Annotated in this window: 23 protein-coding genes and 1 pseudogene; 8 read left to right on the top strand and 16 right to left on the bottom strand. The window is 75.2% G+C overall.

The annotated features are described in order from the left end of the window. Positions 1-65 precede the first annotated feature (65 nt). Complete coding sequence (locus tag ABT093_RS03100) at positions 66-899, top strand: class I SAM-dependent methyltransferase (RefSeq protein ID WP_502884113.1); 834 nt, start codon at positions 66-68, stop codon at positions 897-899. A 604-nt stretch (positions 900-1,503) separates the two neighbouring features. On the opposite strand, the gene ABT093_RS03095 is transcribed toward ABT093_RS03100, so the two are convergent. Beyond that, positions 1,504-2,358 carry a hypothetical protein gene (locus ABT093_RS03095; RefSeq protein WP_350559610.1) on the bottom strand — a complete coding sequence of 285 codons (855 nt, stop codon included), beginning with the start codon at positions 2,356-2,358 and terminating at the stop codon, positions 1,504-1,506. A gap of 43 nt (positions 2,359-2,401) precedes the next feature. Continuing rightward, positions 2,402-2,488: pseudogene (locus tag ABT093_RS03090) on the bottom strand (hypothetical protein); the annotation flags it as partial. Between the two features lie 426 nt (positions 2,489-2,914). Between ABT093_RS03090 and ABT093_RS03085 the strand changes: the two are divergent. From ABT093_RS03085 to ABT093_RS03075, 3 genes are read left to right on the top strand one after another with little or no spacing between them, the layout of a single operon-like run. After that, positions 2,915-3,799, top strand: a complete 885-nt coding sequence (locus tag ABT093_RS03085) for an isocitrate lyase/PEP mutase family protein (RefSeq protein ID WP_350559607.1) — start codon at positions 2,915-2,917, stop codon at positions 3,797-3,799. Continuing rightward, on the top strand, positions 3,796-4,125 hold the full coding sequence (locus tag ABT093_RS03080; RefSeq protein ID WP_350559604.1) for a hypothetical protein: 330 nt from the start codon (positions 3,796-3,798) through the stop codon (positions 4,123-4,125). The genes ABT093_RS03085 and ABT093_RS03080 overlap by 4 nt, the downstream gene beginning before the upstream one ends. Continuing rightward, positions 4,122-5,240 carry a bile acid:sodium symporter family protein gene (locus tag ABT093_RS03075; RefSeq protein WP_350559601.1) on the top strand — a complete coding sequence of 373 codons (1,119 nt, stop codon included), beginning with the start codon at positions 4,122-4,124 and terminating at the stop codon, positions 5,238-5,240. Before ABT093_RS03080 ends, ABT093_RS03075 begins: the two co-directional genes overlap by 4 nt. A 157-nt stretch (positions 5,241-5,397) precedes the next feature. Here ABT093_RS03075 and ABT093_RS03070 read toward each other — a convergent pair whose 3' ends face one another. The 9 genes from ABT093_RS03070 to ABT093_RS03030 all read right to left on the bottom strand — a co-directional run bounded on the left by ABT093_RS03070 (position 5,398) and on the right by ABT093_RS03030 (position 15,386). Further along, positions 5,398-7,356: a glycerophosphodiester phosphodiesterase family protein gene (locus ABT093_RS03070; RefSeq protein WP_350559598.1), complete on the bottom strand. Its 1,959-nt coding sequence runs from the start codon at positions 7,354-7,356 to the stop codon at positions 5,398-5,400. Between the two features lie 300 nt (positions 7,357-7,656). After that, positions 7,657-8,358: a type 1 glutamine amidotransferase domain-containing protein gene (locus ABT093_RS03065; protein ID WP_350559595.1), complete on the bottom strand. Its 702-nt coding sequence runs from the start codon at positions 8,356-8,358 to the stop codon at positions 7,657-7,659. A 294-nt stretch (positions 8,359-8,652) separates the two neighbouring features. Further along, the gene (locus ABT093_RS03060) at positions 8,653-9,696 is read right to left on the bottom strand and encodes an SAM-dependent methyltransferase (RefSeq protein WP_350559592.1); all 1,044 of its coding nucleotides are present in this window, start codon (positions 9,694-9,696) and stop codon (positions 8,653-8,655) included. Continuing rightward, complete coding sequence (locus tag ABT093_RS03055; protein ID WP_350559589.1) at positions 9,693-10,331, bottom strand: cysteine hydrolase family protein; 639 nt, start codon at positions 10,329-10,331, stop codon at positions 9,693-9,695. The genes ABT093_RS03060 and ABT093_RS03055 overlap by 4 nt, the downstream gene beginning before the upstream one ends. Next, positions 10,328-11,452 carry an isocitrate/isopropylmalate family dehydrogenase gene (locus tag ABT093_RS03050; RefSeq protein WP_350559586.1) on the bottom strand — a complete coding sequence of 375 codons (1,125 nt, stop codon included), beginning with the start codon at positions 11,450-11,452 and terminating at the stop codon, positions 10,328-10,330. The genes ABT093_RS03055 and ABT093_RS03050 overlap by 4 nt, the downstream gene beginning before the upstream one ends. 60 nt (positions 11,453-11,512) lie before the next feature. Continuing rightward, positions 11,513-12,046 carry an EF-hand domain-containing protein gene (locus tag ABT093_RS03045; RefSeq protein WP_350559583.1) on the bottom strand — a complete coding sequence of 178 codons (534 nt, stop codon included), beginning with the start codon at positions 12,044-12,046 and terminating at the stop codon, positions 11,513-11,515. A 177-nt stretch (positions 12,047-12,223) separates the two neighbouring features. Beyond that, positions 12,224-13,099: a hypothetical protein gene (locus tag ABT093_RS03040; RefSeq protein WP_350559580.1), complete on the bottom strand. Its 876-nt coding sequence runs from the start codon at positions 13,097-13,099 to the stop codon at positions 12,224-12,226. Further along, positions 13,096-15,009: a GMC family oxidoreductase gene (locus tag ABT093_RS03035; RefSeq protein ID WP_350559577.1), complete on the bottom strand. Its 1,914-nt coding sequence runs from the start codon at positions 15,007-15,009 to the stop codon at positions 13,096-13,098. The genes ABT093_RS03040 and ABT093_RS03035 overlap by 4 nt, the downstream gene beginning before the upstream one ends. After that, a complete protein-coding gene (locus ABT093_RS03030) occupies positions 15,006-15,386 on the bottom strand; it encodes a hypothetical protein (protein WP_350559574.1) in 381 nt (126 codons plus the stop codon). The genes ABT093_RS03035 and ABT093_RS03030 overlap by 4 nt, the downstream gene beginning before the upstream one ends. A 445-nt stretch (positions 15,387-15,831) precedes the next feature. Between ABT093_RS03030 and ABT093_RS03025 the strand changes: the two genes are divergently transcribed. Continuing rightward, on the top strand, positions 15,832-16,632 hold the full coding sequence (locus ABT093_RS03025) for a DUF4389 domain-containing protein (protein ID WP_350559571.1): 801 nt from the start codon (positions 15,832-15,834) through the stop codon (positions 16,630-16,632). 109 nt (positions 16,633-16,741) lie between these two features. Here the strand turns inward: ABT093_RS03025 and ABT093_RS03020 are convergent, their stop codons facing one another. From ABT093_RS03020 to ABT093_RS03010, 3 genes are all read right to left on the bottom strand, one after another. After that, positions 16,742-17,899 (bottom strand): tryptophan 7-halogenase, encoded by a 1,158-nt coding sequence (locus ABT093_RS03020; RefSeq protein ID WP_350559568.1) that lies wholly within the window; start codon positions 17,897-17,899, stop codon positions 16,742-16,744. Further along, positions 17,896-19,884 (bottom strand): LodA/GoxA family CTQ-dependent oxidase, encoded by a 1,989-nt coding sequence (locus ABT093_RS03015; RefSeq protein WP_350559565.1) that lies wholly within the window; start codon positions 19,882-19,884, stop codon positions 17,896-17,898. The genes ABT093_RS03020 and ABT093_RS03015 overlap by 4 nt, the downstream gene beginning before the upstream one ends. 193 nt (positions 19,885-20,077) lie before the next feature. Then, positions 20,078-21,901 carry a S8 family peptidase gene (locus ABT093_RS03010; protein WP_502884112.1) on the bottom strand — a complete coding sequence of 608 codons (1,824 nt, stop codon included), beginning with the start codon at positions 21,899-21,901 and terminating at the stop codon, positions 20,078-20,080. A gap of 195 nt (positions 21,902-22,096) precedes the next feature. On the opposite strand from ABT093_RS03010, the gene ABT093_RS03005 reads away from it, so the two are divergent. Then, positions 22,097-22,621 (top strand): MarR family winged helix-turn-helix transcriptional regulator, encoded by a 525-nt coding sequence (locus ABT093_RS03005; protein WP_350559562.1) that lies wholly within the window; start codon positions 22,097-22,099, stop codon positions 22,619-22,621. A gap of 70 nt (positions 22,622-22,691) precedes the next feature. Here ABT093_RS03005 and ABT093_RS03000 read toward each other — a convergent pair whose 3' ends face one another. Further along, positions 22,692-23,447 carry a thioesterase II family protein gene (locus ABT093_RS03000; RefSeq protein ID WP_350559559.1) on the bottom strand — a complete coding sequence of 252 codons (756 nt, stop codon included), beginning with the start codon at positions 23,445-23,447 and terminating at the stop codon, positions 22,692-22,694. Positions 23,448-23,554: 107 nt separating this feature from the next. Next, positions 23,555-24,178 (bottom strand): AAA family ATPase, encoded by a 624-nt coding sequence (locus ABT093_RS02995; RefSeq protein ID WP_350559556.1) that lies wholly within the window; start codon positions 24,176-24,178, stop codon positions 23,555-23,557. Between the two features lie 573 nt (positions 24,179-24,751). Here ABT093_RS02995 and ABT093_RS02990 point away from each other — a divergent pair. Further along, complete coding sequence (locus ABT093_RS02990; RefSeq protein ID WP_350559553.1) at positions 24,752-24,937, top strand: hypothetical protein; 186 nt, start codon at positions 24,752-24,754, stop codon at positions 24,935-24,937. A gap of 178 nt (positions 24,938-25,115) precedes the next feature. After that, entirely contained in the window at positions 25,116-25,931 is an 816-nt protein-coding gene (locus tag ABT093_RS02985) for an aldolase (protein ID WP_350559550.1), read from the top strand. The last annotated feature ends 1 nt before the right edge of the window (position 25,932 follow it).

Below are 25,932 nucleotides of genomic sequence, written 5' to 3'. Positions count from 1 at the left end.
CCGCCGCCGCCGACCGGCCCGCATCCACCCGGCCCGCCGCCGACGCGCCCGTTCCCGTCACCCGTGTGACGGACATTCCCGGCTGGTTCTTCGAGCTCGACCAGGAGGCGTTCCGCCACCTGCTCACCGCCCAGAGCGCGGCCGGGCTCAGCGGCGACATCCTCGAACTCGGCAGCTACCTGGGGCGCAGCGCCGTCCTGCTCGGCGACCACCTGCGGCCGGACGAGCGCCTGACGGTCTGCGACCTGTTCGACTCCGAGGCGGGCGACGCCGACAACGACGCCGAGATGACGATGTCCTACCGGTCGACGCTGACCAGACGCGGGTTCGAGGCCAACTACCTGGCGTTCCACCCGGAGCTGCCGACCATCGTGCAGGCGCCGACCTCCGTGCTGGCCGACGGCCGGATCCCGGCCGGCAGCTGCCGCTTCGTCCACGTCGACGCCTCCCACCTCTACGAGCACGTGACCGGGGACATCGAGGTCGCGCGGCAGGCCCTGGCCGAGGACGGGCTGGTGGTGCTGGACGACTACCGCTCGGAGCACACCCCGGGCGTGTCGGCGGCGGTCTGGCAGGCGGTGTTCACCGGCGGACTGCGGCCGGTGCTGCTGACGCCGATGAAGTTCTACGGGACGTGGGGCGATCCGGAGCCGGTCCGCGAGGCCCTGCTGGCCCGGGACTGGCGGGCCGAGGGGTTCACGGTCGACGAGGACGCGATCGCGGGGTACCGGGTACTGCGGCTGAACAACGCCGTGCGGCCGGCGCCGCCGCGCTCGGGTCCGCGCCGTGTGCTGCTGGACCTGCTGCCCCCGGCGGCCACCCGGGCCGTGCGCCGGGGGCTGCGGGCGGTCCGGGAACGGCGGGGCGCCCGGTCGGACGGGGCCACCGCACCGCGCTGACCTGGGGCTTCGCGCCCGGCCCGGCTCGGACGGGGCGGGCGGTCGGCGCCCGGTCGTCGGTCGGCCGTGCACCGACCCGCCACCGCTCTCGGGCACCGGCCGTTCCGCGGCCTCCGGTGAGCGCCTCCGTTCCGCCCGGGCCCCGCCCTCCGCCGCCCCCTCGCCACGCGAGACGGGCGACGCGCGTCATCAGCGAGGCGCCGGCGCCCGTCCCCCGGTGACCGCCCTGCCGCTGGTCGTCGGCGCGCACTCCGCGGGCGGCCGGGCCGGGGGCGGCCGGGGGCTTCTGGCAGCGCTGTTCTGCGGGGTGGTGCCGCTCGGTGCCGTCGCACCCGGGGTGCGGCACGGCACGCTGACGCGGGGATGTCGCGGAGCCGGTGACGCACCGTCGACCGCTCCGCCAGTGGCCACCACCGGGGCAGGCATCCGCTGCCGTCCGCCATCGCCGCTTCCAGCGTCTCCAGCGCCCGGCCGGGCTCGTCGGCCAGGTGGAACAGCACGGCCGCCTGGACCCGCGTCCAGTCCGGGACACCGGGGCCCGCGGCGCCCATGGCCCGGGCCGCGAGGTCGACGACCTCGCGGGCGGACGCGCCCTCCACGGCGCTCAGCCGGGCCCGCACGAGCAGGCTGCCGCCCTCGGCGGTCCCGGCGGGCTCCCGCGCCACGGCGGCGGACGCGGGCTTCTCGTGCAGTCGGCGGACAGGACGGCCGACTCGATCCGCCGGTACAGGTCACATCCGGCCTCGTCGCCGTCGGGGCCCAGGGCGGCGCGCAGCGTGTCGCGGGCGCGCGAGAGCACGGTGAGCGCCGGGCGGCCGACGGCCTGCGCGGTCATCCCGAACTGCAGCGCGACCGAGGCCCGCGGCCGGGCGTCCGCGGTGCGGTCCAGCAGGCTCCGTAAGGTGTCCAGCGCGGCCTCGGGGTCGGTGGCGGCCAGTGCGCCGGCCAGTTCCAGCCCGGTGCGCACGCGACCGCGCTCGTCGCTCTCGTCCGTCAGCAGCCGTCGCAGGTACGGGGCCGCTTCGGACCGGTCGTCGTGCCGCCGTGCCCGCCCGGCCGCGTCGCGCAGCACGCCGCGCATCCACCCCTCGTCGAGCCGGGGCAACGACAGCAGGTGGGCCGCCACCTCCATGGCCGGGAAGCCCTCGTCGTTGAGCAGCCGGGCCGCGCCGGTGCGCAGCCGGACCAGTTCCGCGGCCGGGGTGGCCTCCAGGACCGCCACGTGCAGGGCCTCCGGGCCCGCGGCGGCGTGGATCCGGCGCCGTGCGGCGTCGACCTCGTCGACCTCGTCGACCTTGTCGACGGCACCGGGGCCGGCGCAGGGGACGCTGGTCGCACCACTGGGCGCCGTCGACGACGAGCACCAGGGGTCCCGCCGACGGAGCCGCCGGGACCAGCCGCTCCCGGCGAGGCGGCACGCCCTCCCGCAGGTTTCCGAAGAGCCGGCCGCGGACAGCACGGTGGCGCCGTCCGGGCCGCCCGCGCCGGAATCCGTCGAGCAGCGCCGTCTTCCCGGTCCCGGCGCTCCCGCGCACCACCACACAGCGCGCCTCCCCGGCACGGCTCTGCTCGGCGCAGGCCCGCAGCACCGCCAGTTCCGAGGAACGCCCGACCAGCGCCCACCCCCCTCGGCACGGGGGTCCCCACCTCTCCGGACATCACACCCGCTCCTCTCGACGCCGCCGACGGTGCAGCTCACGGCCCTCCCGCCCACCGGCAGGAGCAGTCCCATCATCCTTCATGCCCATGCCCATCACGGGACCGCCAGGACACCGCCCAGGACCACGGGCGACGCCCCGGGGCACTGAGGCCTCTCGGCGCGGTCAAGAATTCATCTGATTAATCAGAACCATATGACCGCATTCACCCTGGCGAGGGAACTTCCTTTAAAGATTTGCCCACGGAACGTTAAAGAGCGCATAGTGATGGCGTCTCAGTTGGCCCTGGGAATGGCCAACTTATGGCAAAGGACCGTGCATGTCCCGCACGGGTCCCTGGCAGACGAGGAGATGGCGTTGCGTCACGGGAACCTTCACGACGGCTACGGGCAGCGGCTGCGCGAGCGGATCGCCGCCCCGGGAACGACCCCGCTCATCGGTGTCTACGACATGTACTCCGCCTCCATCGCGGCCGCGCACTACGACGGCATGTTCGTCTCCGGCTTCGGCTTCGCGGCCTCCTACTACGGCCTGCCCGACATCGGCTTCATCGCCTGGCCGGACATGGTCGCCTTCGTCGAGCGACTGCGCGGCGCCTTCCCCCGGCACCACCTGCTGGTCGACATCGACGACGGCTACGTCGATCCCGAGGTGGCCTGCCACGTGGTGCGGCGGCTGGAACGGATCGGCGCCTCGGGCATCATCCTCGAGGACCAGAAGCGGCCGCGCCGCTGCGGCCATGCCGACGGCAAGCAGGTCCTGCCCCTGGACGAGTACCTGGAGAAGCTGGACCAGGTCCTCGCCGCCCGCAGCGACCTCGTCGTGGTGGCCCGCACGGACGCCACCGAGGAGGCCGACATCCTGCGCCGGGCCGAGGCCCTCGCCGCCACCGACGCGGACGTGGTGCTGGTCGACGGGGTGCGCAGCGAGGAGTGGATCCGCCGGATCCGCCGGGTGGTGGGCGACAAGCCGCTGCTGTTCAACCAGATCGCCGGCGGCAAGTCGCCCCGGCTGTCGCTCTCCGAGCTCGGCTCGCTCGGGGTGGACGTCGCCATCTACAGCACGCCCTGTCTGTTCGCCGCCCACCAGGCGATGGACGAGGCGCTGGCCGGGCTCAAGGTGGCGGACGGACGGCTGCCGGCCGCCGCCGGGGAGCGGCAGGAGATCGGCGTGCGCGAGTCCACCGAGCTGCTGGAGCGCAACATCCCGCGCCCGCAGGCCCGTGAGGAGGTGGGCGTGTGACGCTCCGCCTGCCGGGAGCTCCGCCACCGACCGCCGCGCAGCGCCCGGGCCGGCGGGGCCACCGGGCCGCGGTGGCCGGGCTGGCGGGGGCCTGGGCGGTGCTGGGCTGCGCCACCGCGCCGGCGGCGGCCTCCGCCGAGCGCAGCCTGATCACGGTGATCGACAACTCCCAGGCGGATTCGATCGTCGAGGTCGACCGGACGGCCGACCTGCAGATCGGGCGCGGCTCGGCCGGCAGCGACCACGACGGGGCCACCGCCCTGGTGAGCGGCCTGCTGGGCCCCGGGCCCACGCTCCCGGGGCCGGAGGAGGGGGGCGGGGAATGAGCACGGCTCGTCAGCACCGGGCACCGCCGGCAGCGCGAGGCCGCCCGGCGGGCGACGGCGAGCGACGGCCGTGGTGGCGCGTGCTCGACCCGTATGTGGCGGCACTGGCCGGGGCGGTGGCGCTGGCCGCGGTGCTGCCCGCCAGCGGGCGGGCGGCGCGCGGCGCGGAACTGGCCTGCGATCTCGCGGTGGGGCTGCTCTTCTTTCTGTACGGCGCCCGGCTCTCCACCCGTGAGACGCTCGCCGGGCTGCGCCACCCGCGGCTGCACGGGCTCGTCCTGGTCTGCACCTTCGTGCTGTTCCCGGTGCTCGGGTCGGCCGTGACGGCGCTCGCCCCCGGACCGCTCACCGAGCAGCTGCGGACGGGCGTGCTGTTCCTGTGTCTGGTTCCGTCCACGGTGCAGTCCTCCGTGGCGCTCACCGGGGCCGCGCGGGGGAACGTCCCGGCCGCGATCTGTGCCGGCACCTACTCCAGCCTGGTGGGCCTGGTGCTGACGCCGCTGCTCGCGGCCTGGCTGCTCGGGGCCCGGACGGCGCTGTCGGCCGACGGCCTGCTGCGGATCTGTGCCCAGCTGCTGGCACCGTTCGTGCTCGGGCAGCTGCTGCGGCCGTGGATCGGCGGCTTCCTCGGCCGGCACCGCCGGGTGCTCGCCCCGGTCGACCGGGCGTCGATCCTGCTGGTCGTCTACACCGCGTTCAGCGGCGCGGTGGCGCAGGGCATCTGGTCCGCCGTCACCCCGGCGGCCCTGCTCGCCCTGGGGGCGGTCCTCCTGCTCCTGCTGACGGCCACCCTGCTCGCCGCCCGGCTCGGCGCGCGCCTGCTGCGCCTCGACCGGGCGTCCGGGATCGCGGCCGTGCTCTGCGGCTCGCAGAAGAGCCTGGCCGGCGGTCTGCCGATGGCCGCCGTTCTCTTCGGACCGCAGGCCGGGCTCGTGGTCCTGCCGCTGATGGTCTACCACCAGCTCCAGCTGGTCGCGGGAGCCGTGCTCGCCGGCCGCTGGGCCCGGGCGGCGGGCAGTGCACCGGGCGGCACCGACCGTGGGAGAGGGGGCGATACCGCCTGTGGTCCTGCCGCTGCCGACCGGGAGGTCACGGGCCGGGGACTCCATCGGTGACCGGCGCCGCGGGGGAAGCGGCGGTTCATGCCCTCCCGGCCGTGGAGGCCACAGCATCCGGTGGTGTGCCTGAGGAGGTCGGGGCCTCAGGGACGGCGGGGACCTCGCACCGCGGAGGGCGGCGCGAGGTCCCCGGGGAGGAGGAGCGGGTTTGGGGTCAGCTCCGCGGGGCGGCGTCGAGGGCGCGGGCGTCACCGGCGATCAGGCGGGCGCGGTCGGCCGGGACGCTGCGGCCGGCCTGGTTCTCGGCCCAGTGGGCGAGCGGCTGGTACTGGCCCTGGCCGAGCATCACGGTCAGGGTGGCGACGGCGTTGCGGTCGGCGCCCGAGGTGAGCACCAGCGAGGCCAGGCCGGTCGGGGTGGCCGTGACGGTGAACTCGGTGGTCGTCTCGGCCCGGCCGCCGGGGCCGGTGGCCTCGGCGCGCAGGGTGTGCGTGCCGAGCGCGAGCGCGGTGGTGTCGAGGGCCGAGCCGGCCGGCAACTCCTTGCCGTCCAGGGTGAGCCGGACGGTGTCGGCGCCGCTCGCCTGTACGGCGGTCACCGGCTGCTGGGCACGGTCCAGGGTCGCGCCGGAGGCCGGCGAGGTGATCGCCACGGTGGGTACGGCCGGCGGAGTGGTGACGGTGCCGCCCTGCAGCCACGCGGCGTTCCAGCCGGACAGCTCGGCCGGACGGTTGGTGATGATGCCGTCGACGCCGGCGGCCTCCAGGGCCTTCCAGCGGGTGGCCGAGTCGACGGTCCAGACGTTGACCGCGACACCGGCCGCGTGCAGGTCCTTCACCACGCCGAGGCGGGCCGCGAGGGCGCCGTCGGCCGGGTTGTAGGCGGAAAGGCCGAGCTCCTTGGAGATGGCCACCGGGTCGGCGTCGAGGCTGCCGCGCAGCAGGCCGAGCGGGAGTTCGGGGGCCAGCTCACGGGTGTGGCGCAGGGCGTCGACCTCGAAGCTCTGCACGAAGACCCGACCGGTCATGCCGTGGTCGCGGATCTCCTTGACGATCCGGGCGACCTCGTCGCGGCTGTGCGCGCCCTTGATCTCCAGCAGCAGGCTGCCGCCGCGGGTGCGCAGGTCCTCCAGCTGGGCGGCCAGGCTCGGCACCCGGGCACCCGCGTACGTCGGGCCGAACCAGGAGCCGGCGTCCAGCGCGTCCAGCTGGGCGGCCGTCAGGTCGCGGATGCGCCCCTTGCCGTTGGTGGTGCGGTCGACGGTGTCGTCGTGCAGCACATAGGGGACGCCGTCCTTGCTGGGCTGGACGTCGTTCTCGATCCACTCGGCGCCGCCGCGGCGGGCGACCTCGTCCGCGTCCAGGGTGTTCTCCGGGGCGGCGGAGGAGGCGCCGCGGTGGGCGAACACGGTGAGCGGCGAGCCGGTGGGGCGCAGCCACCCGCCGGGGGCGAGCGCGGTCACCTTGAGGTCGTCGAAGGAGACCTTGGAGCCGTTGACCAGCAGGGCCTGTCCGCCGTCGGCGCTGCGGGCGACCTGGGTGGTGCGCGTCACCTCCTTGCCGTCGAAGATCCAGCGGGCGGTGGTGCCGTGCACCTCGACGGCGACGCGGACGTCGCGGCCGGTGCCGGCGGCGGTCGGGGCGGCGGCCGTGTTGGTGACGTTCCAGCTGTTGGCGGGGGTGCGCTGGGCGAACTCCAGGCCGTTGGCGGCGGTGGTGCCCGAGCGCATGGTGGCGATCGACCACGGGGTGGCGCCGCTCGCCGGGACGTCCAGGCCGAGGGCCGTCCAGCGGGCGGCGTCCTGGACGCTCTCGAAGCGGGCGGTGGCCTCGATGCGGAAGTCATTGAGGTGGCGGCCGAAGGTGATCCGGCTCTGCTGTCCGGAGTTGGCGGAGGTGCCGACCAGTCGGCCGTTCTCGACCTTCCAGTCGCCCTCGATGGCGCTCCAGCCGACGGGCAGCGAGGACCCCGCGAAGCGCTCGTCGACGACGATCTCGCCGGCGGCCGGGCCGCCGGGCGCCGCAACGGGGGCGGCCTCGGCGGGGGCGGCGGGCTCGGCTGAGGCCGCGCTCGGGGAGGTCAGCGCGACGGTGGTGAGGCTCAGTGCGGAGGCGACGGCGGCGGCCAGCAGACCGGTCCGACGTGCCCGGTGGGGGCGGTGACTCTGTGTCATGGGCGGCACGCTAGGGACGGCGGCCGAACCGGAAGCCACCACTCCGAAAACCGCTCGTGACCATTGCGCGTGCGGTTCGTGGCGGTGGCGGATTCCTTGCGCTGAATGGCCGGTTCGCTTCCGCACCGCACCCCGGATGCCCTCCTGGAAGGCCCGAAGCCGGAGCGCCCCACCGACCTGTGACGTTGCGCTCCGTGCAACACGGTGGCCGGCGGGACGGCCCCTGACCGAACGGCGGAACGGCGGAACGGCGGAAGGACGGAAGGACGGAAGGACGGAGCGACGGAGAGACGGGAAGACTCAGGCGGACAGCTTCCTGAGCAGCTCGGCGGCGAGCGGAGCGGCGGAGGCCGGATTCTGACCGGTGACCAGGTTGCGGTCGACCACCACGTGCGGCGCCCAGGACTCGCCGACCCGCACGTCGACACCGGCCTCGACGAGACGGGTCTCCAGCAGCCACTTGGCCTTCTCCGCGAAGCCGGCCTGGGCCTCCTCGTCGTTGGTGAAAGCGGCGACCCGGTAGCCCGCGAAGGCGTTGCCGCCGTCCTCCCCCACCGCGGCCAGCAGCGCGGCCGGCCCGTGGCAGACGACGCCGAGCGGCTTGCCGGACTTCAGGGCGCGGACCAGCAGGCGGCCGGAGTCGGCGTCGACCGCCAGATCCTCCATCGGGCCGTGGCCGCCGGGGTAGAAGACGGCGTCGTAGTCGTCCAGCCGCACGTCCTCCAGCCCGATCGGGGACTTGAGCTCCTCGGCGGCGGCCAGCACCTCGGCGACCCTCCGCGCGCCCTCCTCCCCGCCGTTGAACTCGGGGGCGAGGCTGCCCGCGTCGACGGTCGGCACCACGCCGCCCGGGGTGGCCACGGTCACGGCGTAGCCCGCGGCCTTGAACGCCTCGTACGGCGCGGCCGCCTCCTCGGCCCAGAAGCCGGTCGGGTGCTCGGTGCCGTCGGCGAGCGTCCAGTGGTCGGCTCCGGTCATCACAAAAAGGATCTTCTTCGACATGGTGGGGTCTCCGGGTCTCCGGGTCGTCGGCTCCTCGGACCGCCGTCCGACCAGCTGGTCGGCCGCTCGGCCACTCGTCCCGACCGTCGACGCGGCCGGTGACCTCGACGTTATGGCCGCCCGCCGGTGCGCACCAATCGGAACGCCGACACCGGACGCACCGGCCCCCGGAGGAGCACCCGGCCGGGAGCTGCGCGAACGCCGCACCCGGGGCGCCGTCCCGCTCCCCCGCGCGGAGGAGCTCGCCGCCCGGTCGGCCGAGCCCCTCGACCGCCCGGGGGACCACCGCCGCGCTCACTCCTCCCGGCGGGCGGCGGGCAGCGGACCGCGCGAGGCGAAGGCCCAGCGGTTGGCCGCGAGCGCGTCGTCGGGTTCCGGGAGCGGCCCGCGGCCGTAGTGGCGGGTGAACTCGAAGGGCGTGTGGCTGACGGTGGACCAGCCCCGCTCCGCCAGGTCGGCGGCGGTGTCGGGCCGCGGCTCGTCGTCGAACAGCGCGAGCAGGTCGATGCCGAGCCGGTCGCGGGCCGCGAGGTACACGGGGTTGCGGCGCACGGCCGCGGGCTCCAGCCCCAGCTTCACCTCGTAGGCCAGGCTGCTCCCCGGCGCGCTCGACCGGTCCACAGTGGCGACCAGGCGCCGCTCCGCGGCGGCCGGCAGGTAGAGCAGCAGGCCCTCGGCGAGCCAGGCGGTCGGTTCCCCGGAACGGAATCCGGCGGCGGCCAGGGCGGCGGCCCAGTCGAGGCGCAGATCGCAGGCCAGCGGCACCCGCCGCGCCGTGGGCCGCGCGCCGATCCCGTCCAGGACCTGCTGCTTGAACGCCAGCACCTGGGCCCGGTCGAGTTCGTAAACGGTCGTGCCGGACGGCCAGTCCAGCCGGTGGGCCCGCGTGTCCAGCCCGGCACCGAGCAGCACCACCTGGCGGGCGCCGAGCTGGGCGGCCCGCAGCAGGTGGTCGTCCAGGGCCCTGGTCCGCAGCGCGAAGTAGCCGCCGAGCCGCCCCCACAACGGGTCGTCCGCGCCGCCCTCGCCCTCCGGGACGTCCCCGGGGTGGATCGGCCAGTGCGCGGACGCGCGGGCGGCGCGCACGAAGTGCTCGGCGAAGGGGTCGCGGGCCAGGGCGTCGGGGCGCCGGCTCTCGATGGCGCGGGCGGCGGCGACCAGCAGGGCGGTCCGCCCGACGCCCTCGTCGACGCCCGCGGTGGCTCCGGAGGCGGGGACGGCCGGGACGGTGCCCGACGCGGCGCCCGCGGTGGTGCAGGCGGCGCCGCGGGCGCCGGCACCCGCCGAGGCACCGGTCGTGACGTGGGCGCCGCCGCGCCGGGCCGCTGTGGTGGTCATGCGCCCTCCAGGTGGTCGGGAAGCCGTGTCCAGACGGCGGATCGGTCATGGGTGGTGACCCGGGCGCCGTACACGCGGCTCATGAAGCGCAGCACGTCCTCGTCCGGGTAGTGCAGCGCGGCCGTGCAGTCGCGGAGCACCGTCACGTGGAAGCCCTTCTGGAAGGCGGTGCGCGCGGTGCTGTCCACGCAGACGTCGGCGAACACGCCCGCGAACACCAGGTGCCCGATCCCCCGCCCGGTGAGGTAGGAGCCGAAGTCCTCGCCGAGGAAGGCGTCGAAGTACGCGTACTTGGTGAACACCGCCTCGCCCGGTTCCGGCGCCACGGCGTGGAACTCGGCGCCCCAGCTCCCGTCGAGGCACTTGGGGCGCTTGCCCTGCGTGGCGTCCCGGTGGCGCCAGGCGGTGTTCTGGTGCGCCCGGTCGCCCAGGAACCGGACGAAGAGCACCTCGGTGCCGTGCTCGCGCGCGGCCGCGACGGCCAGCGCGGAGTTGGCCGCCACCGTGGCCAGCCGCTCCGGGTCCCCGGGGTAGCGGGCCGCGGCGACGGGGCCGGCACAGAAGTCGTTCTGCAGATCGACCACGACCAGCGCGCTCCGGTCGGCCCCGGGGGTCACGGCCGCCCCGGAGCTCACGGCCGCTCCGCGGGGGTGCCGGCGGGCAGCGCGTCACCGGCGCGGGGGCCGGCGACCCGCGGCGGCCCGGCCGCCGCCCCCGCCGTCAGGGCGCCGAGCACGGCGTCGACCACGTCGGTGGTGGAGTGCCGTCCGCCGACGTCGGGCGTCCGCACGCCGTACTCCTCGGAGACGGCCAGGGCGGCCTCGACGGCGGCCACGGCGTCCGGACAGCCCGCGTGCCGTTCGGCGATCGCCGCCGCGGCGCGCAGGGTGGCGACGGGGTTGACGGTGTCCTTGCCCGCGAGGTCGTCGGCGGAGCCGTGCACCGTCTGGTACTCGACCAGCTCCGCCAGTTCCGGGTGGAGGTGCACGTTCTCCGTGCAGCGGCTCTCCTGCCGCTCACCGCCGAAGCGGTCGAGCAGAACGACGTGCATGATGTCGGCCCACTCGTTGCCCGCCACGAGGACCGTGCGGTCGGCGAGGCCGTGCGCGATCAGGTTGCGGTTGACCGTGTCGGGCTGGAACAGCCGCACCTCGACCCCGAGATCACGGCCGAGCTCGCCCACCCAGTCGTCCAGAGCGCCGTCCAGCAGGTGGAACTTGTAGGCCATCACCACCTGGGCGGGTCCGTCGTCCGGCCACTGCCGCCGGGCGCGCCGCACGGCGAACTCCAGCACCTTGCCGGTGATCTCCCGGCTGAACTCCATGGTGCGGGTGACCACGCCGGGGGTGTGCCGGTTCTCACCGGTGTAGAAACCCTGGGCCTCGTCGCGGACCAGCAGCAGCGAGGCGCCGCCCGCGGTGATCGGCTCGACCTTCACGGCCTGCAGACGCTGACGGACCAGGTAGAGCGACTGGGCGTTGACGGCCGTGCGGAAGACGGCCGTCGTGCCGAGCCGCGCCCGCTCGCGGCAGAACCGCTCGTAGTGGCGGGCGTCCTCCTCGGTGAGCCGGCGGATCCGCTCGGTGCCGCCCACCTCCTCGCGGAGCGAGACGTACGAGTGGTAGGTCCGGGGGGACCTGACGATCTCCACCCCGGCGCCGTGCACGGCCGCTATCCGGTGCAGAGCCCGTTCGAAGACGGCCGCGAGCTCCGCGCCCGTACCGCGGCCCACGGCGAGTCCGACTGCTGGTTTCACACTGCTCCTCGGCTGGTCGTCGACTGGTCCGGTACGGGCGGGGTGCCGTGGCCGGACGGATCAGGTGGTCGGGTCGCCCACCAGGTGGTCTCCCGGGATGCCGGCCTTGTCCGGCGCGTAGTAGTCGCGGATGCCCTCCGCCCAGGTGGCGACCGGGATCCGGTCGTCGGTGGTAGGCCCGAAGGCGTCGAACAGGGCGTCGACGTTGGCGTGCCCGAAGCCGATCGCGATCATCAGTGCGACGAACCGCTTGCGTTCGACCAGGCCGTCGCCGTCCGGGTCGCCGAGCGCGGCGAGGGCGTCGGCGAACTGCCCGATCGTCGGCCCGAAGCGCTCGGGCGACAGCACGAAGCCGCGGAACTCCTCCCGGGTGACCACGCCGTCCCCGTTGGTGTCCAGCTCCGTCTCCAGGGTCACCCAGTAGCGCCGGAAGGCCGCGCGAATGGCCTCCTTGGCGGCCTCGTCCGAGTCTGCCGCGGCCGCCACCACCCGCTTGGACATCAGGTCGAAGTCACCGATGTCGATGACGCCGTTGCCGTTGGCGTCGAACAGGCCGAAGACGAGCTCGACCCGCTGGGTGGCCTCGGTCCGCATGTGCTGCTCCTTCTCTCCGTACGCGCGCGCCGGTCCCGGCGGCGCCGGGGCCGCTCCGCCCCGATCGGTCTCCCACTATCGGCGAGTGGCGGCGGGGCCGACGAGCCACCGCCACCTGCTTCACCTGATGGAGTGAAGTTCTGGGACTCGTGCGGCAGTTGGGGAACCTCCGCCGGATCAGCGGACGTAATAGGGGCGGTGGTGGGCCGCGACCGGGGCGGACTGGTACGTCCACACACCGGCGGCGGGCGCGTCGCCGACCAGCCGCGCGAGGTCGGCCGCGGCCTGCCGGGTGCGGTCCTGCGGTGCCGGTTCCCGCTCCGGGCCCGGCCGCCCGAGGGTGAGCCGGATCCGGTCGGCGGTGCGGGTGTCCAGCGGGTGGAAGCGGTACGGCTGGTGGACGGTCAGCGGGCCGGCCAGCAGCCGGCCGTCGGCGTCGGTGCCGTAGCCGGTGACCGGGGTGTTGACGACCGGCTCGCCGTCGAGGCCGGCGAGGTCCGCCTCGACGGCGAAGAGCGCCTCCTCGTACCGCCGCAGGCCGTCCGGCCCGAGGCCCGCGCGGTGGCAGACGAAGGACCAGCGGTCGTGCACGGCGGCCGCGTTCAGGGAGGGCAGCACGGCGGTGAACCAGCCCGGGTGCTTGGGCTCGGCGTACAGGCGGCTGCCCGCGTCGATGGCGAGCGGGTTGTCGCAGAGCACGTGGAGACGGGCGATGCCGAGCAGCCTGGTCTGGTCGTGCCCTCGGGCGTACTGGCCGTAGTCCACCGCCGGGAGCCGGTCGGCGGCGGACCTCGGGTGGGCGATGACGTTGATCTCCACCTCCTCGGTGATCCCGCCGCCGGTCGGGTACTGGGCGAAGTACAGCTGGTAGTTGAGCGAGACGCAGGCCCGGCCGTCGAAGTCGGCGGCGGCCAGCGCGGGGTGGTGTTCGGCGAGCAGCTCGCGCACCGGTCCGGGGGCGACCAGGAAGTCCACGCCGATGTTGTGCAGCGCGCCGTAGTGGAAGGGCAGGTAGTACGGCTCCGGTACGGGCGGCAGCGGCAGGCCGGTCATGAGGGCTCCCTGGGCGGGGTCGGGGTCGAGGACGGCCTCGGGGACGGATCCGGGGACGGATCCGGGGACGAGGACGGGGCGGTGGCGGTGAGCGGGACCGGGCGGCGCAGCGCCGTGAGGTCCCGGTGGATCCGGTCGGCGCTGCGCAGCGCGAGCGCGGCCATGGTGAGCGAGGGGTTGGAGGTGCCGAGCGAGGGCATCGAACCGCAGCCGACGGCGTAGAGGTTGGGATGGTCCCAGCACCGCTGCCACTGGTCCACCACGGAGGTGCCGGGTGCGTCGCCCATGACGTGGGTGCCGCCGGCGTGGCCGGCGCCCCGGTAGCCGTAGGCGCGGCCCTCGTGTTCGAGGTGCCCGGGCCAGCCGGGGCCGGCGTCGTAGCGGGTGTGGTCCTCGGCGCCGAGCAGGGCGAACAGCTGGTCGGAGACGGTCCGGGCGGAGGCCATGCCGTGCCGGACGTAGCCGGAGAGGTCGTAGTGGAGGGCGGGGCGCGGCAGTCCGAGCCGGTCGCGGCGGGTGTGGTCGAGGGTGACCCGGTTGGCCGGGTCGGCGGGCTGCTCCAGCTCGAACTGGAGCGAGAACTGGCGGCCGAGCCGGTCGCCGAGGCGTTCGCGGAGCTCCTTGCCGCGCGGTCCGGCGCGCAGCAGGTCCGCGGTCTCGGCCTGCGGCGGCCGGCCGGCCCAGGACCAGCCCCAGTTGCCGATCTCGATCCGGAAGGGTGCCCGGCGGGTCCGGACGGCGCCGAACCGGAAGGCCTCCAGGCCACTGGTGGAGCCGGGCCCCCGGTAAGGGCCGGTCGGCTGCGGCAGCAGACCCCAGGTGAGCAGCGCCGGGTGGTCCATCAGGTTGCGGCCGACCTGGTCGCTGCGGTCGGCGAGGCCGGAGAGGAGCAGCAGCCGGGCGTTCTCGATCGCGTGGGCGGCGAGCACGACCAGGTCGGCGCGGGCCCGGCGGGTGGTGCCCGCGGCGTGGTACTCGACGCCGGTGGCGCGCCCGGTGGCGTCGACGAGGACCCGGCTCACCACGGCGTCGGTGCGCAGCCGTACGCCGGGCGCCCAGCGGGCCTGGGTGCGCAGCGGGGTGTACTTGGCGCCGGTGGGACAGACCGGGACGCAGGCGGCGGCGCCCTGGCAGAGCGGGCCGACCGGGTGGGCGGGGAGGGCCGGGCTGCCGGGGGCGGCGGCGCGGGCGCCTTGTGCGGCCGGGGTGGGCGGGGCGTTGCGGGCGTGCGGGGTGGTGCTGACGGTGAGGTGGGCGTCCTCGTCGGCGGCCGGGTCGCGGACGGTGCGGCCGTCGAGGGCGCGGGCGAGCGTCCGGTCGAGGTGGCTGCCCGGGACGGCGAGCATCGGGAAGGCGTAGTCGTCGGGGATGGGCAGGCCGACGTCGCGGCGCTGCTGCGCGGCGTCGGCGGCGACGCCGAGTTCCTGTTCGGCCTGGCGGTAGTACGGTTCGAGGTCGTGGTAGCCGATCGGCCAGTTGCGGCCGTGGCCGAGGTCGGCGGTGCGGAAGTCCTCGGGGTGCATGCGGGGGGTGAGGCCGGTCCAGAGCAGTCCGGTGCCGCCGTTGGCCCGCAGGTAGCCGCTGGCGTAGGGCAGCGGGCCGTGCTGGACGAGGTACCCGGTGGCGGTGAAGCCGCCGCCCGGTAGGCCGCTCAGGTCGTCGACGTCCGGGGAGGGCGCGTCGGCGCTGCGGGGGTACGGCGAGGTGGGGGTGCCGCCGCCGGCTCCCCGGTACGCGGCGCCGGTCGCGGTGGCGCCGGGGACGGCGTGGCCGGCTTCCAGGACGAGGACGCGGTGGCCGTGCGCGCCGAGGCGGTGGGCTACCAGGGAGCCAGCGAAGCCCGCGCCGACCACGATCACGTCCCAGGGCCGGTCGCCGTCCGCGTCCCGGTGGTGCGGCGGGCGGCTCACCGCTCGCCTCCGCCGCGCGGGGCCTCGGCCCAGCTGCCGTGTCCGGGGGCGGTGCTGCCGGGGGCGGCGCCGTGGAAGGTGCGCCACATCAGGCCCCGGTCGTGGGCCCGGGGGGAGGCGGGCGGTTCGTCCGGCCAGGCGCCGACGTACCAGAGGTGGAGGAGGGCGTGTTCGTCGCGGACGCGGTGGGCGAGGAGGGTGCGGTGGTGCTCGTGGGCCATGCCGGTGTCGCGCAGTTCCGTCTCGTCGAAGCCGGTGAGTTCGGCGGAGATCCGCAGGAAGGCGTCGAAGTCGGTGAGGTCCGCGAGGTCCGCGAGGTCGGCGGGGTCCGTGGGGCCGGCCGGGGCGGGCGGGCCGTCCCCGCCGGCAGCCCCCACGGACCCCACGGACCCCACGGGCAGCTGGTCGTGGTCGTCGATCCCCGGCAAACCGGCACCCCCATGGTGTGTGCGCCCCGAACATGACAGCCGGTCGGGCGGGGCCCGATCGGCTGGGAGCGATGCTGCCCCGCCGGCCGCCGCCGGAGGTGTTTCGACCGCAATCGTTCGAAGCTGCCCGTCCCTTGCCCGAGGTGGCGCCGAAAGACAACCGGGCATTCGTCAGATCGGATGTCGAAATGATCGCTCCGGACCGTCCGGGCCATACCGTCCGGGCCATACCGTCCGGGCCATACCGTCCGGGCCCTATGGACTTCCGGACCGCCCGGACCCCCTCGCCCGAACGGCGCAGCGCAGCGCGCGGGCGCCCGGCGGGGCTGCCATGTTCGGAGCACACGCGGCTTCGTCGCGCCGTCCGCCCGGTGCCGAGACCTGGAGGCCCCCGATGTGGCAGGCTCCCCCCGCAGCCACCCCCCACCCGGACGAGTGGCTGCCCGCGCTCGACCTGCCCGCCCCCGGACCGCAGAACCGGTGGACCGTGCTGCTGCGGATCCTCCTGCTGATCCCGCAGTTCGTCGTGGTCTGGGTGCTGTCGGTGGTGGCCTTCTTCGTCACGGTCGTCGGCTGGTTCGGCGCGCTGGCCCTGGGCCGCCTGCCCGGCTTCGCCGCCGACTACCTCTCGGCGTACGTGCCCTACGAGACCCGGGTGAGCGGCTACCTCCTGCTGACGCACGACCGCTATCCGCCGTTCGCGTTCCGCGCCCCCGACCACCCGCTCCAGGTGGGGCTGCGGCCGGACGGCCTCAACCGCCTCGCGGTGCTGTTCCGGCTGATCCTGGTCATCCCGGCGGCCGTCGTCCAGGGGCTGCTCTTCGCCGGCTGGTGGGTGGTCGGCTGGATCAGCTGGCTGGTGGTGCTGATCCTCGGACGGATGCCGCAGCCGCTGTTCGAGGCGACCGCGGCGGTCCTGCGCTACCGCATGCGGTACATGGCGTACCTGATGATGCTGACCTCGGCCTACCCGAAGCGGCTGTTCGGCGACGAGCCGGGCTCCGAGCCGGGCGGCCCGGTGTCGGCGACCCGCCCGCTGGTCCTCGGCGGCGCGGGCCGCGGCCTGCTGGTGGCCTTCCTGCTGCTCGGCCTGCTGTCGGGGGCGACCAGCTCGATCACCGCGAGCGTCACCTCGGACGACGACGAGGCCGAGCACGTCACCGGCCCGCTGCTGCCGGGGCCGTCACGGGACTGAGCGCCCCGCGGAGCCGGGGCCGGCCGGTGCGGACGAGGACGAGGCCCCCTCGGTCGGGCACCGGCCGAGGGGCGCGGCGGTGCGCGGGCCGTCCGGCCGACGGGACGCCTCATCCGCCGGACGGGTTGCCTCCCCGTTCCGCCCGCTCCCGGACGGGGACCGGCGTGCGCGGCGGACGGGGCCCGGGCGACCGGCGGCGGTGCCAGAAGGGGTGGGCGGGCCAGCGTTGTTCGAGGCCGTAGTAGGTAGTGCGGTTGCGCCGGTAGGCGGCGACGACTCCGGTGACGCCGGCGGTGTAGCGGCCGAGGGCGTGCGGGTCGCCGGCGAGGTGGGCGTCCACCGCGAGGCCGGCGGCGCGGCCGCTCCACAGGGCGGTGAGGATGCCCTGGGAGGACAGCGGGTCGAAGGCGGCCGCGGCGTCCCCGGCGGCCGTCCAGCCGTCACCGTGGACACGGTCGAGGCGGGCGGTGTGGGCCGGCGCGCGGACGGGCGAGGCGTGCGGCGGGAACGGGTGGGCGGCGGCGCGGGCCGCGGTCGGTCCGGTCGCGGCGAGCCGGCGCCGGAACAGGGCCGGGTCGGGGCGGGCGCCCGGCAGGTCGGCGTCGGTGAAGGCGGCGAGCAGCAGCCGCCCGCCCGGCAGCGGCGCGGTGTACCACCAGCCGTCCGGAACGGCCTCGACGAGCGTGGTGGTGTCCGCGGGGCCGTCCCCCGGGGCGAGCACGAGGTGCAGCGCGACCAGCCGGTCGCTGAGGATCCGGCGGGCGCCGTGGGGGGTGGCGACGGCGGCCCGGCGGCCGGTGGCGTCGACGACCCAGCGGCAGCGGACCTCGGTGGCGGGGTCCGCGCCGTGCAGGGCGAGCGTCCAGCCGCCGTCGGCGTGCCGCCCGGCGGGGCGCGCCGTCACCGGGCGGAGGTGCGCCCCGGCGGCCTCGGCGGCCTCGCGCAGCCGCCGGTCGAACAGCGGCCGGTCGAGGTGCCAGCCGGTCCCGTGGGGGTCGAGGATGCCGTCGACCGAGGCGGGCTCCGCCGACCCCCACACCGAGCGGTTGCCGTAGCAGGGCAGGTGCCCGTCGCCGGGGACGCTGCCGGCGGCGCCGAGGTCGCGCAGCAGCATCCGGGCGGCGGCGGGCAGCGCCTCGCCGACGGCCGGCGGCCCGCCGGGGGCGTCGGCGAGCAGGACGCCGCGCCCCCGGCCGGCCAGCGCGAGGGCGGCGGCCGCACCGGCCGGACCGCCGCCCACCACGACCACGTCGTACGCCGGTGTCACGAGCCGCCCTCGGCCGGCTCCCCGGCGTCGTGGCCGAAGGGGTCGATCTTGTCGAAGTAGCCGATGAGGACGTCCTCGCCCGACAGGCCGGTGTGCTCCAGGACCGCGCTCGCCGTCTGGGCGACCAGGACCTCCTCGGCGGCGGTCGCGGCGGGCACGTGGATGGCGACCAGGTTGCGGTTGTCGGAGACGCCTTCGAGCGGGAACCCGGGGACGGACTCGACCTGGATCCGCTCCGGGAAGCGGCCGTCGCCCACGGTGTACTTGCGGACCTCGACGACGCCGAACCTGTCCCACTCGGCGGCGGCCTGCGCCAGCTGCTCGTCGGGGGTGCCCTTCAGCCCGCGCAGCCAGGAGGCCCGTCGCGCGAACGCCGCCTCGCGGCCGTCCTCGTCGGTCTGGGTGATCTCCTTGTTGACGATCCGGAAGTCGCTCTCCTTGAGGACGTGGTTGGGCACCCGCGCGGGCCAGAAGGTCGGCAGGTACGGGTCGTAGCGCGGGCCGAGGTTGTGGACGGACTCGTAGCCGGAGCGGCAGCTGGCGGTGTCGGTCTGCCAGGGCACGGCCATCCAGCGGGTCAGGTCGCCGGGGCCGGACTGGTGCAGGGGGCCGTCGGCGCCGAGCGCCCGCGCCTGGGTGAGGTGGTCGCCGTAGTCCGGTTCGAGGGTCCCGGCGGGGCGCACCCGGATGCGCAGCGGCTCGCTGTACATCGAGCGGTAGCGGATCGGCCAGGTGACCTCGCAGCCGGGATGGAAGGCGTCGCCGAGGCAGAAGTCGAGGGCGGCGCGGTCCAGCAGGCCGGGCTGGTCGGCGACCGGCGCGTCCGGCAGGTGCTGCGGGAAGCCCGGCCAGGGCGTGGTCTCGAACGTGCCCTGCATCCAGGAGAGCAGGATCTTGTCCTGGGTCGGGGACAGCGTCAGGTACTGGAGCAGTGCGGTGGGGGCGGGCGTGCTCCGCATGCCGTCGCCGTAGATCCAGGGCCAGGGCACCGGGGAGATGCCGTCGCGCTTCGGGTCGCGCAGCGAGGTGTAGACCTGGCGGCGCAGCTCCTGGTAGGCCTCGGAGGGGTTGCCGAGCCTGGCGAGGTGGTCGGGGGCGAGGAAGTGCTCCGGTCCGCCGAAGCCGAAGTGGGTGGCGAAGCCCTTGTTCACCCACTGGAGCTCGCAGAACCGGTGCAGGATCGGCTTGACGTCCCGGTCGAAGTTGACGGTCTTGGGCGGCTCCAGCTGGCCCCCGGCGACGAAGAGGTCGTACAGCACGTCGTACAGCGTCCGCACGGTCTTGACGTCGGGCGCGTAGTTGGGCGGGGCGACCACCACCCAGGCCGGGTCCACGCGCAGCGCCTTGCCGTCGACGGTGACGGTGGCGCCGACCGGGCCGTCGGAGGTGTCGTCGCACCAGCCGTCGTTGTTGCCGTAGTTGTGGAGTCCCCCGCCCCTGGGGTTGCGGGACTTCCCGACGCCGCCGAGGACGACCAGGCGGCCGGCCTCGTCGGTGTGCATCCGGCCGAGCGGGACGGGCGTGCCGAGGAAGGAGCCGCCGGTGAACTCCACGACCGTCTTGCTTCCCGCCACCAGCGTCTTGGGGCCGGGGTCGATGACCAGGGTCGCCCGGTCGGCGTCCTTGATCGTGGCGTTGCGGCGGGGCTCGGGCTTGTCCTTCATGTCGGGGATGTCCAGCGGAAGGCTGAACTCGTACCAGGCGGCCTTCTTGTTGGCCACGTGGACCGACCACTCGATCGTCACCTTCGGGTCGGCGAGGGTGAGCTCGCGCACGGCCCGGCCGTCCGCGGTGTAGCCGTAGATCCGGAAGCGGGCGGCCTGCCGCTTGATCGCGCCCTGCTCGTCCTTGTAGAAGCCGGGCTGCCCGGCGGGCGGGTCCGGGACCTCCGGCCCGTAGAACCAGCCGTCGTCGCGGGTGCTGTTGCCGACCCGGGCGATGCCGATGGCGGGGTGGATCCTGGCGTAGGCGATGTCGTCGGTCAACGGACGGTCCTCTCTGCGGCCGGGGGGCGCGAGGGTCGGCACCGCCGGAACGCCCCACTGCCCTGGTTCATCGGTAGACGAACCAGGGCAGTGGAGGGCGCACTCGGGTGAAGCGCGCGCCGCGCCGGGGCCGTCCGCGCCGCCCCTCCGCACTGCCCGTCGCAGGGGCGGCCGTCCGGGGATCAGAAGGGGATCAGAAGGTGAGGTTCCAGGCGTCGACGGTGCCGGTGTCGCCGGAGGCGCCGTCCTTGACCCGCAGCTTCCAGGTGCCGTCGGCCGGGCTCGCCGAGGCGTTCACCGTGTACGTCTTGCTGACGTCGTCGGCGCTGTCGCTGTTCGCGAAGTCCTCCAGCAGGTACACGGTGCCGTTCGGGGCGACCAGGGAGAGGACCAGGTCGCCGCGGTAGGTGTGCTTGACGGCGACGCCGACCTTGAGGGCGGTGGGGGCGTTGCCGCCGACGCCGGTGACGGCGATCGGGCTCTCCACGGTGGCGTTGTCGGTGATCGCCACGTCGGTCTGGTTCTCGAAGTACTTGCCGGTCGGCGGGGTGCCGCCGCCCACCGCCTTGAGCGCGTCGACCTGGCCCTCGCCGAAGAAGCCGTTGACGGCGGTGGTGCCGGTGCAGCGGCTGTCGGACGCGGGGCAGGCCACGTCGTTGGCCTGGGCGGCGAGCTTGGCCCGCAGGTCGGCCGGGGTGGCCGAGGGGTTGGCGCTCGCGAGCAGCGCCGCGACGCCGGTCACGTGCGGGGAGGCCATCGACGTGCCGCTCTTGGTGCCGTACCTGCCGCCGGGCAGCGTGGAGTAGACGCCGGTGGCACCGTCCCCGCCGGGCGCGGCGACGTCGATGACGCCCCGGCCGTAGTTGGAGTAGGAGGCCTTGGCGGAGCCGCTGGCCATCGCGGAGACGGTCACCACGCCCGGCAGCTCGGTCGGGATGTCCAGGCAGGCGTTGGTGATGGTCCGGGTGACCTTGGTCGAGTCGTTGGGGCTGTCGCTGTCGGTGGTCTTGTTGGCGAGGTCGTAGGTGGAGTTGCCGGCCGCGGCGACCTGCAGCGAGCCCTTGCCCTCGGCGTACTCCTGGGCGCGGCGGACGCCCTCGATGATGGCCGCCTGGTCCAGGTTGTCCGGGCAGTTGAACTGCCAGGGATCGGTGTAGTAGCTGTTGTTGGTCACCTTGAAGCCGTGGTCGCCCGCCCAGACGAAGCCGCAGACGGTGTTCTCGGCGAAGAACAGCGTGCTGCTCGGCTCGGCGATCCGGACCGAGGCGATCCGGACGCCGGGGGCCACGCCGACGACGCCCTTGCCGTTCTTCGCCGCGGCGATGGTGCCGGCGACGTGGGTGCCGTGGGTGTCGACGTCGCGCCAGGCGCCGGCGCGGGTGTCGGGCTTGCCGTAGGCGCAGGAGACCGAGTCGGCGGCGTCGAAGTTGGGCGCGAGGTCCTGGTGCTGGTCGTCGACGCCGGTGTCCAGCACGCCGACCTTGACGGTGGACGAGCCGGTGGAGACCGCCCAGGCCTGGTCGGCCTTGATCTGGGTCATGTCCCAGCGGTTGGTCTCGGTGAGGGTGGTGGCCGACTGCGCGGGATTGGCCGGCAGCGCCGGGTTATAGGCGTCGGCCGGGACGTCCGAGGTGCGGGTGGCACCGACCTGCTGGACGCCGGGCACGGCGCGCACCGCGGCGGCGAAGGTGCCGGCGGTCGCGTGGGCGACGACGACGCCGATCGCGTCGTAACTCGCGAAGACCGTACCGCCGTTGGCGGTCACCGCGGCCTTGGCGGCGGCGACGTCGGCGGGGGCGCTGATCACCAGGTAGGCGCGGGTCCCGGCGGCCCAGGCGGCCGGGGCCTGCGGGGCGCTCGCCGCGGCCGGGGCCTGCGCGGCGGGGGCGGCCGCGACCGGGGCGGTACCGGCCGGGGCGGCGGGCGCCGCGGTGGCCAGGGTCGCGGGAGCGGCCAGGGCCGCGGCGGCGAGGAGGGCGAGCGCGGCGGTGGGGCGGCCGACTCGCCGGGATATCAGGGGTGACACGTGCGTCCTCCGATCGACCCGTGCGGGAGGGGATCACACGGGATTGAACGCAACATGCCAGAACGGCGAGCGCTTGGGGAAGGCTTTACGCATGACCCGTTGTCACAAACGTGCCAATATTTGGCTTCTTTAGATCGCTTTCTACCGATTCGATCGTGTGAATGATCGGGTTCTAGAGTGGTCGCCATGGACAGGGACGAACCGCGCTGGCTCACCGCGCCCGAACTGGAGGCCTGGAAGGCGTTCAGTGCGATGATCATCAAGCTGCCCGCCGCCTTGGACGCCCAACTGCGGGTCGACTCCGGCCTGAACCAGTTCGAATACCTCGTCCTGGCCGGCCTCTCCGACGCCCCCGGCCGCATGCTGCGCATGAGCGATCTCGCCGTCCTCGCCAACGGCTCGCTCTCCCGCCTGTCCCACGTGGTCAAGCGGCTCGAAGCGCAGGGCTACGTGCGCCGCGAGCGCTGCCCGGGCGACGGCCGCGCCACCAACGCCTTCCTCACCGAGGACGGCTTCCACAAGCTCGTGAGCAGCGCCCCCGGCCACGTGGAGCAGGTGCGCTCACTCGTCGTCGACCCCCTGGACCCGGAGCAGCTCGACCAGCTCCGCCGCATCTGCCTCCGGATGCTGCAGGCCATGGATCCCGGCCTCTCCTGGCCCCCGCCCGACTGCCGGCCCGAGGCCGGGGACGCGACGCCGGACGCGCCCTGACTCCTCGTTTCGGATCACGCCGGGCCGTCGCGGCCGGACCCCGGCGGCCGACCGCCGGGGTCCGGCGCCGTCAGGCGCGCAGGTGGGACGTCACGACCTCCAGGACGCCCGCGCGCTCGTGGGTCAGGTAGAAGTGGCCGCCCGGGAAGACGTGCAGGTCGAAGGCGGCGGTGGTGTGCCCGGCCCAGTCGCGCGCCTGCTCCACCGTCACCCGCGGGTCGGCGTCGCCGGTCAGCGCGGTGACCGGTACCGCGACGGTCTCCCCCCGCCCGGCGAGGTAGGTCTCGATCGCCGTGTAGTCCCCGCGCAGCGACGGCAGGATCAGCGCCCGCAGCTCCGGGTCGGCCAGCAGCCGCGCGTCGGTGCCGCCGAGCCGGGCCAGTTCGGCGAGCAGCCCCTCGTCGGGCAGCAGGTGGACCGCGGAGTCGCGGGGCTCGGACGGCGCCCGGCTGCCCGAGACGCACAGCCGCACCGGGCCGCTCACGCCGTCGCGCTCGAAGCGCCGCGCCACCTCGAAGGCGACCGAGGCGCCCATGCTGTGCCCGAACAGGACCAGCGGCCGGTCGGCCCACGCCCGCAGCGCCGCGTAGACGCGCTCGGCGAGTTCGGGCAGCACGTCGACGGCCGGCTCGCCGATCCGGTCCAGCCGGCCGGGGTACTGGACGGCGAGCACGTCCGCGTACGGCGAGAGCGCGGCCGACCAGTCCCGGAAGAACCCGGCCGAGCCACCGGCGTGCGGGAACATCACGACCCGGGCCGGCGCCGCGTCGAAGGGGTGGAATCGGCGGAACCAGAGACTGTCGGTGACGGCGGTGCGGCCGGACATAACGGGGGTACTCCCTCGTGGCTGACGGGTCGGCAGGGTCGTTTCCGGGCCCAGTCTCCCCGGCCGACCCGCATCCGCGTCAACCGCGCGCCGTCCGGCCTGCCCGCTCAGCCGCCCGCCGCGCCGGCGCCGAACCTCGCCTCGGCCGCCCGCGAACGGGAGGCGCCGTCCAGCAGCAGGACGGACACCGCCTCCGGAACCGGCGTCGCGGCGGCGCCGCGCGCGTGCGCGGTGAGCGCGGTGAGCAGCCGGCCGAGGCCCCGCCGGTGCCGGGCGAAGGCCCGCCGCGAGGCCCAGCGGCCGCGCGCCCGCTGACCGGCCAGGGCGGTGGCCTCGCCCACGTCGAGCAGGACGAGGTGCAGCTCCCGCCCCCGCAGGCCCGCCTCGCGGGCGAGCCAGCGGCGCATCCACGCCCGGCTGCCGCAGTCGTGCACCAGCAGCGGGCCGCCCCGGTGCACCGAGCGGCGCAGCAGCCGGAAGTGCTCCAGCCGCGCCCAGGGCCGGTAGACCGCGTAGGGCAGGCGGTCCGGCATCACGGCGGCGCAGGCCTCGTGCACCGCCCGCGGGTCGACGGTGGCGGCGTGCGGGGCGCGGGCGGACCAGCGGTGCAGCAGGGTGCTCTTGCCGCTGCCGGGCAGTCCGGAGACCACCACGACCGCGTCGGCCGGGTAGTGGACGGCGAACGGCGCGCCGTGCTCGCCGCGCAGGTCCACCAGGCCCCGCGGTTCCATCCCCGCTCCCGCCGTCGGGCCCGCACCCGGTGGGGCCGCCCCCGCCCCGTCCGCGACGGCCGACCTGTCCATGCTGCCCTCTCGTCCCGTCCGTGTCCGACCCGGAACGATAACAACCCACGCCGCCCGGCCCCCGCGCGGTTCCCCGGCACCGGACGCCGCGCGGACCCGCGTGCCCCGTGCCGCCCTCCCGGACCTCACCCGAACGAGACCCTCCGAATCCCCCCGCCGGTCCCGGCGCCCTAGGGTGGTCGCCGGTTCGTGAGAGGGAGAGGCCGTCAGTTCCCGGTGGACCCGCGCGGATCGGGTGGACCGGGTGCGGCGCGGCGGGTGGAGGGCTGGGCGTGACGGAGGCGGCGGGGGCCGGGGCGGCGACGCACACCGGGCTGGTGCCGGCGGGGCCGGCGCGCGCCCCGCTCTAGCGCACGCCGTTCGCGCTTCGACCGCCCGCGCACGCGACCGTCCGCGCGGCGGCCGCCCGCCGGAACCGCCCGTGGGCACTCGACCCACCGGGCCGGTCTGCCGATATCACCGGCGGAACTTCCTCGCGCCGTCCCCCTGGAGGCACCTTCCGTGACCTGGCTCCGCGTCCTGACCGCCCTGGGCATCCTCGCCGCGGCGGCGAGCGCCCTGCTCGTCTTCGCCCTCTGCACGGCCGCGGCCCGCGGCGACCGCGGCGACCAGGACGCCCCCGGCGGCGACCTGCGCTCGGACGCCGAGCGCTCCGGGCTGATCCGCCGCACGGGCGGCGGGAGCTGACGGGCCCCCACGCCGCCCGGGGGCACCCGGCCGGGGCTCCGCCGTCGACAGCAGGACACAAGGTGTCCTATGGTGAACAACGTGTTCGTCGACCGGTCCCCCGGCCGCCGGACACCGGTGTGCCGCCCGCCCCCGGGCCTCGCGGCACGCCGTCCACCCGGACGAAGGAGAACCCGTCATGGCCGACACCATGGCCACCGCCAAGGCGGACCTGGTCGACCTCGCGCACCGCAGGATGCGCACCGCCATCCCCGACAACGGCTGGACCATCCGCCAGAAACTCGCCCTCACCTGCCGGATCCTGTTCGACGCCGGCCACGACTCCGGACTGGCCGGGCAGATCACCGCCCGCGCCGAACGCCCCGGCACCTACTACACCCAGCGGCTCGGACTCGGCTTCGACGAGATCACCGAGGACAACCTGCTGCTGGTCGACGAGGACCTGGAGGTGCTGGAGGGCGAGGGGATGGCGAACCCCGCCAACCGCTTCCACAGCTGGGTCTACCGGGCCCGGCCCGACGTCTCGTGCATCATCCACACCCACCCGCCGCACATCTCGGCGCTCTCCATGCTGGAGACGCCCCTGGTCGTCTCGCACATGGACCTCACCCCGCTGTACGACGACTGCGCCTTCCTGGACAGCTGGCCCGGCATCCCGGTCGGCAACGAGGAGGGCGAACTGATCTCCGCCGCGCTCGGCGACAAGCGCGCCCTGCTGCTCGCCCACCACGGGATGCTGGTGGCCACCGGCGGCGTCGAGGAGTCCTGCACCCTCGCCGTGCTCTTCGAGCGGGCCGCCCGGCTCCAGCTGCTCGCCTCGGCGGCCGGCCGGATCCAGGAGATACCCGCGGCGCTCGCCCGCGAGGCCCACGACTGGACCTCCACCCCCAAGCGCAGCCAGGCCAACTTCGCCTACTACGCCCGCCGGGCCCTGCGGGCCGGCCACGGCGACGCGCTCACCGCCACCGGCGCCCGCACCGAGGGAGGTGCCTGAG

It is taken from the genome of Kitasatospora sp. NPDC002551, from assembly GCF_040296005.1.
In the GTDB taxonomy this organism is placed as follows: Bacteria; Actinomycetota; Actinomycetes; order Streptomycetales; family Streptomycetaceae; genus Kitasatospora.
The sequence above is the reverse complement of the archived record's forward strand: the minus strand, read 5'-3'. Positions and strand labels throughout refer to the sequence as shown.

Bases quoted from the DNA above. Each gene is read 5' to 3' on its own strand.
- ABT093_RS03060 (WP_350559592.1), bottom strand. From the start codon at position 9,696: ATGACCACCACAGCGGCCCGGCGCGGCGGCGCCCACGTCACGACCGGT.
- ABT093_RS03040 (WP_350559580.1), bottom strand. From the start codon at position 13,099: ATGACCGGCCTGCCGCTGCCGCCCGTACCGGAGCCGTACTACCTGCCC.
- ABT093_RS03070 (WP_350559598.1), bottom strand. From the start codon at position 7,356: ATGACACAGAGTCACCGCCCCCACCGGGCACGTCGGACCGGTCTGCTG.
- ABT093_RS02985 (WP_350559550.1), top strand. From the start codon at position 25,116: ATGGCCGACACCATGGCCACCGCCAAGGCGGACCTGGTCGACCTCGCG.
- ABT093_RS03005 (WP_350559562.1), top strand. From the start codon at position 22,097: ATGGACAGGGACGAACCGCGCTGGCTCACCGCGCCCGAACTGGAGGCC.
- ABT093_RS03000 (WP_350559559.1), bottom strand. From the start codon at position 23,447: ATGTCCGGCCGCACCGCCGTCACCGACAGTCTCTGGTTCCGCCGATTC.
- ABT093_RS02995 (WP_350559556.1), bottom strand. From the start codon at position 24,178: ATGGAACCGCGGGGCCTGGTGGACCTGCGCGGCGAGCACGGCGCGCCG.
- ABT093_RS03045 (WP_350559583.1), bottom strand. From the start codon at position 12,046: ATGCGGACCGAGGCCACCCAGCGGGTCGAGCTCGTCTTCGGCCTGTTC.
- ABT093_RS03075 (WP_350559601.1), top strand. From the start codon at position 4,122: ATGAGCACGGCTCGTCAGCACCGGGCACCGCCGGCAGCGCGAGGCCGC.
- ABT093_RS03065 (WP_350559595.1), bottom strand. From the start codon at position 8,358: ATGTCGAAGAAGATCCTTTTTGTGATGACCGGAGCCGACCACTGGACG.
- ABT093_RS03025 (WP_350559571.1), top strand. From the start codon at position 15,832: ATGTGGCAGGCTCCCCCCGCAGCCACCCCCCACCCGGACGAGTGGCTG.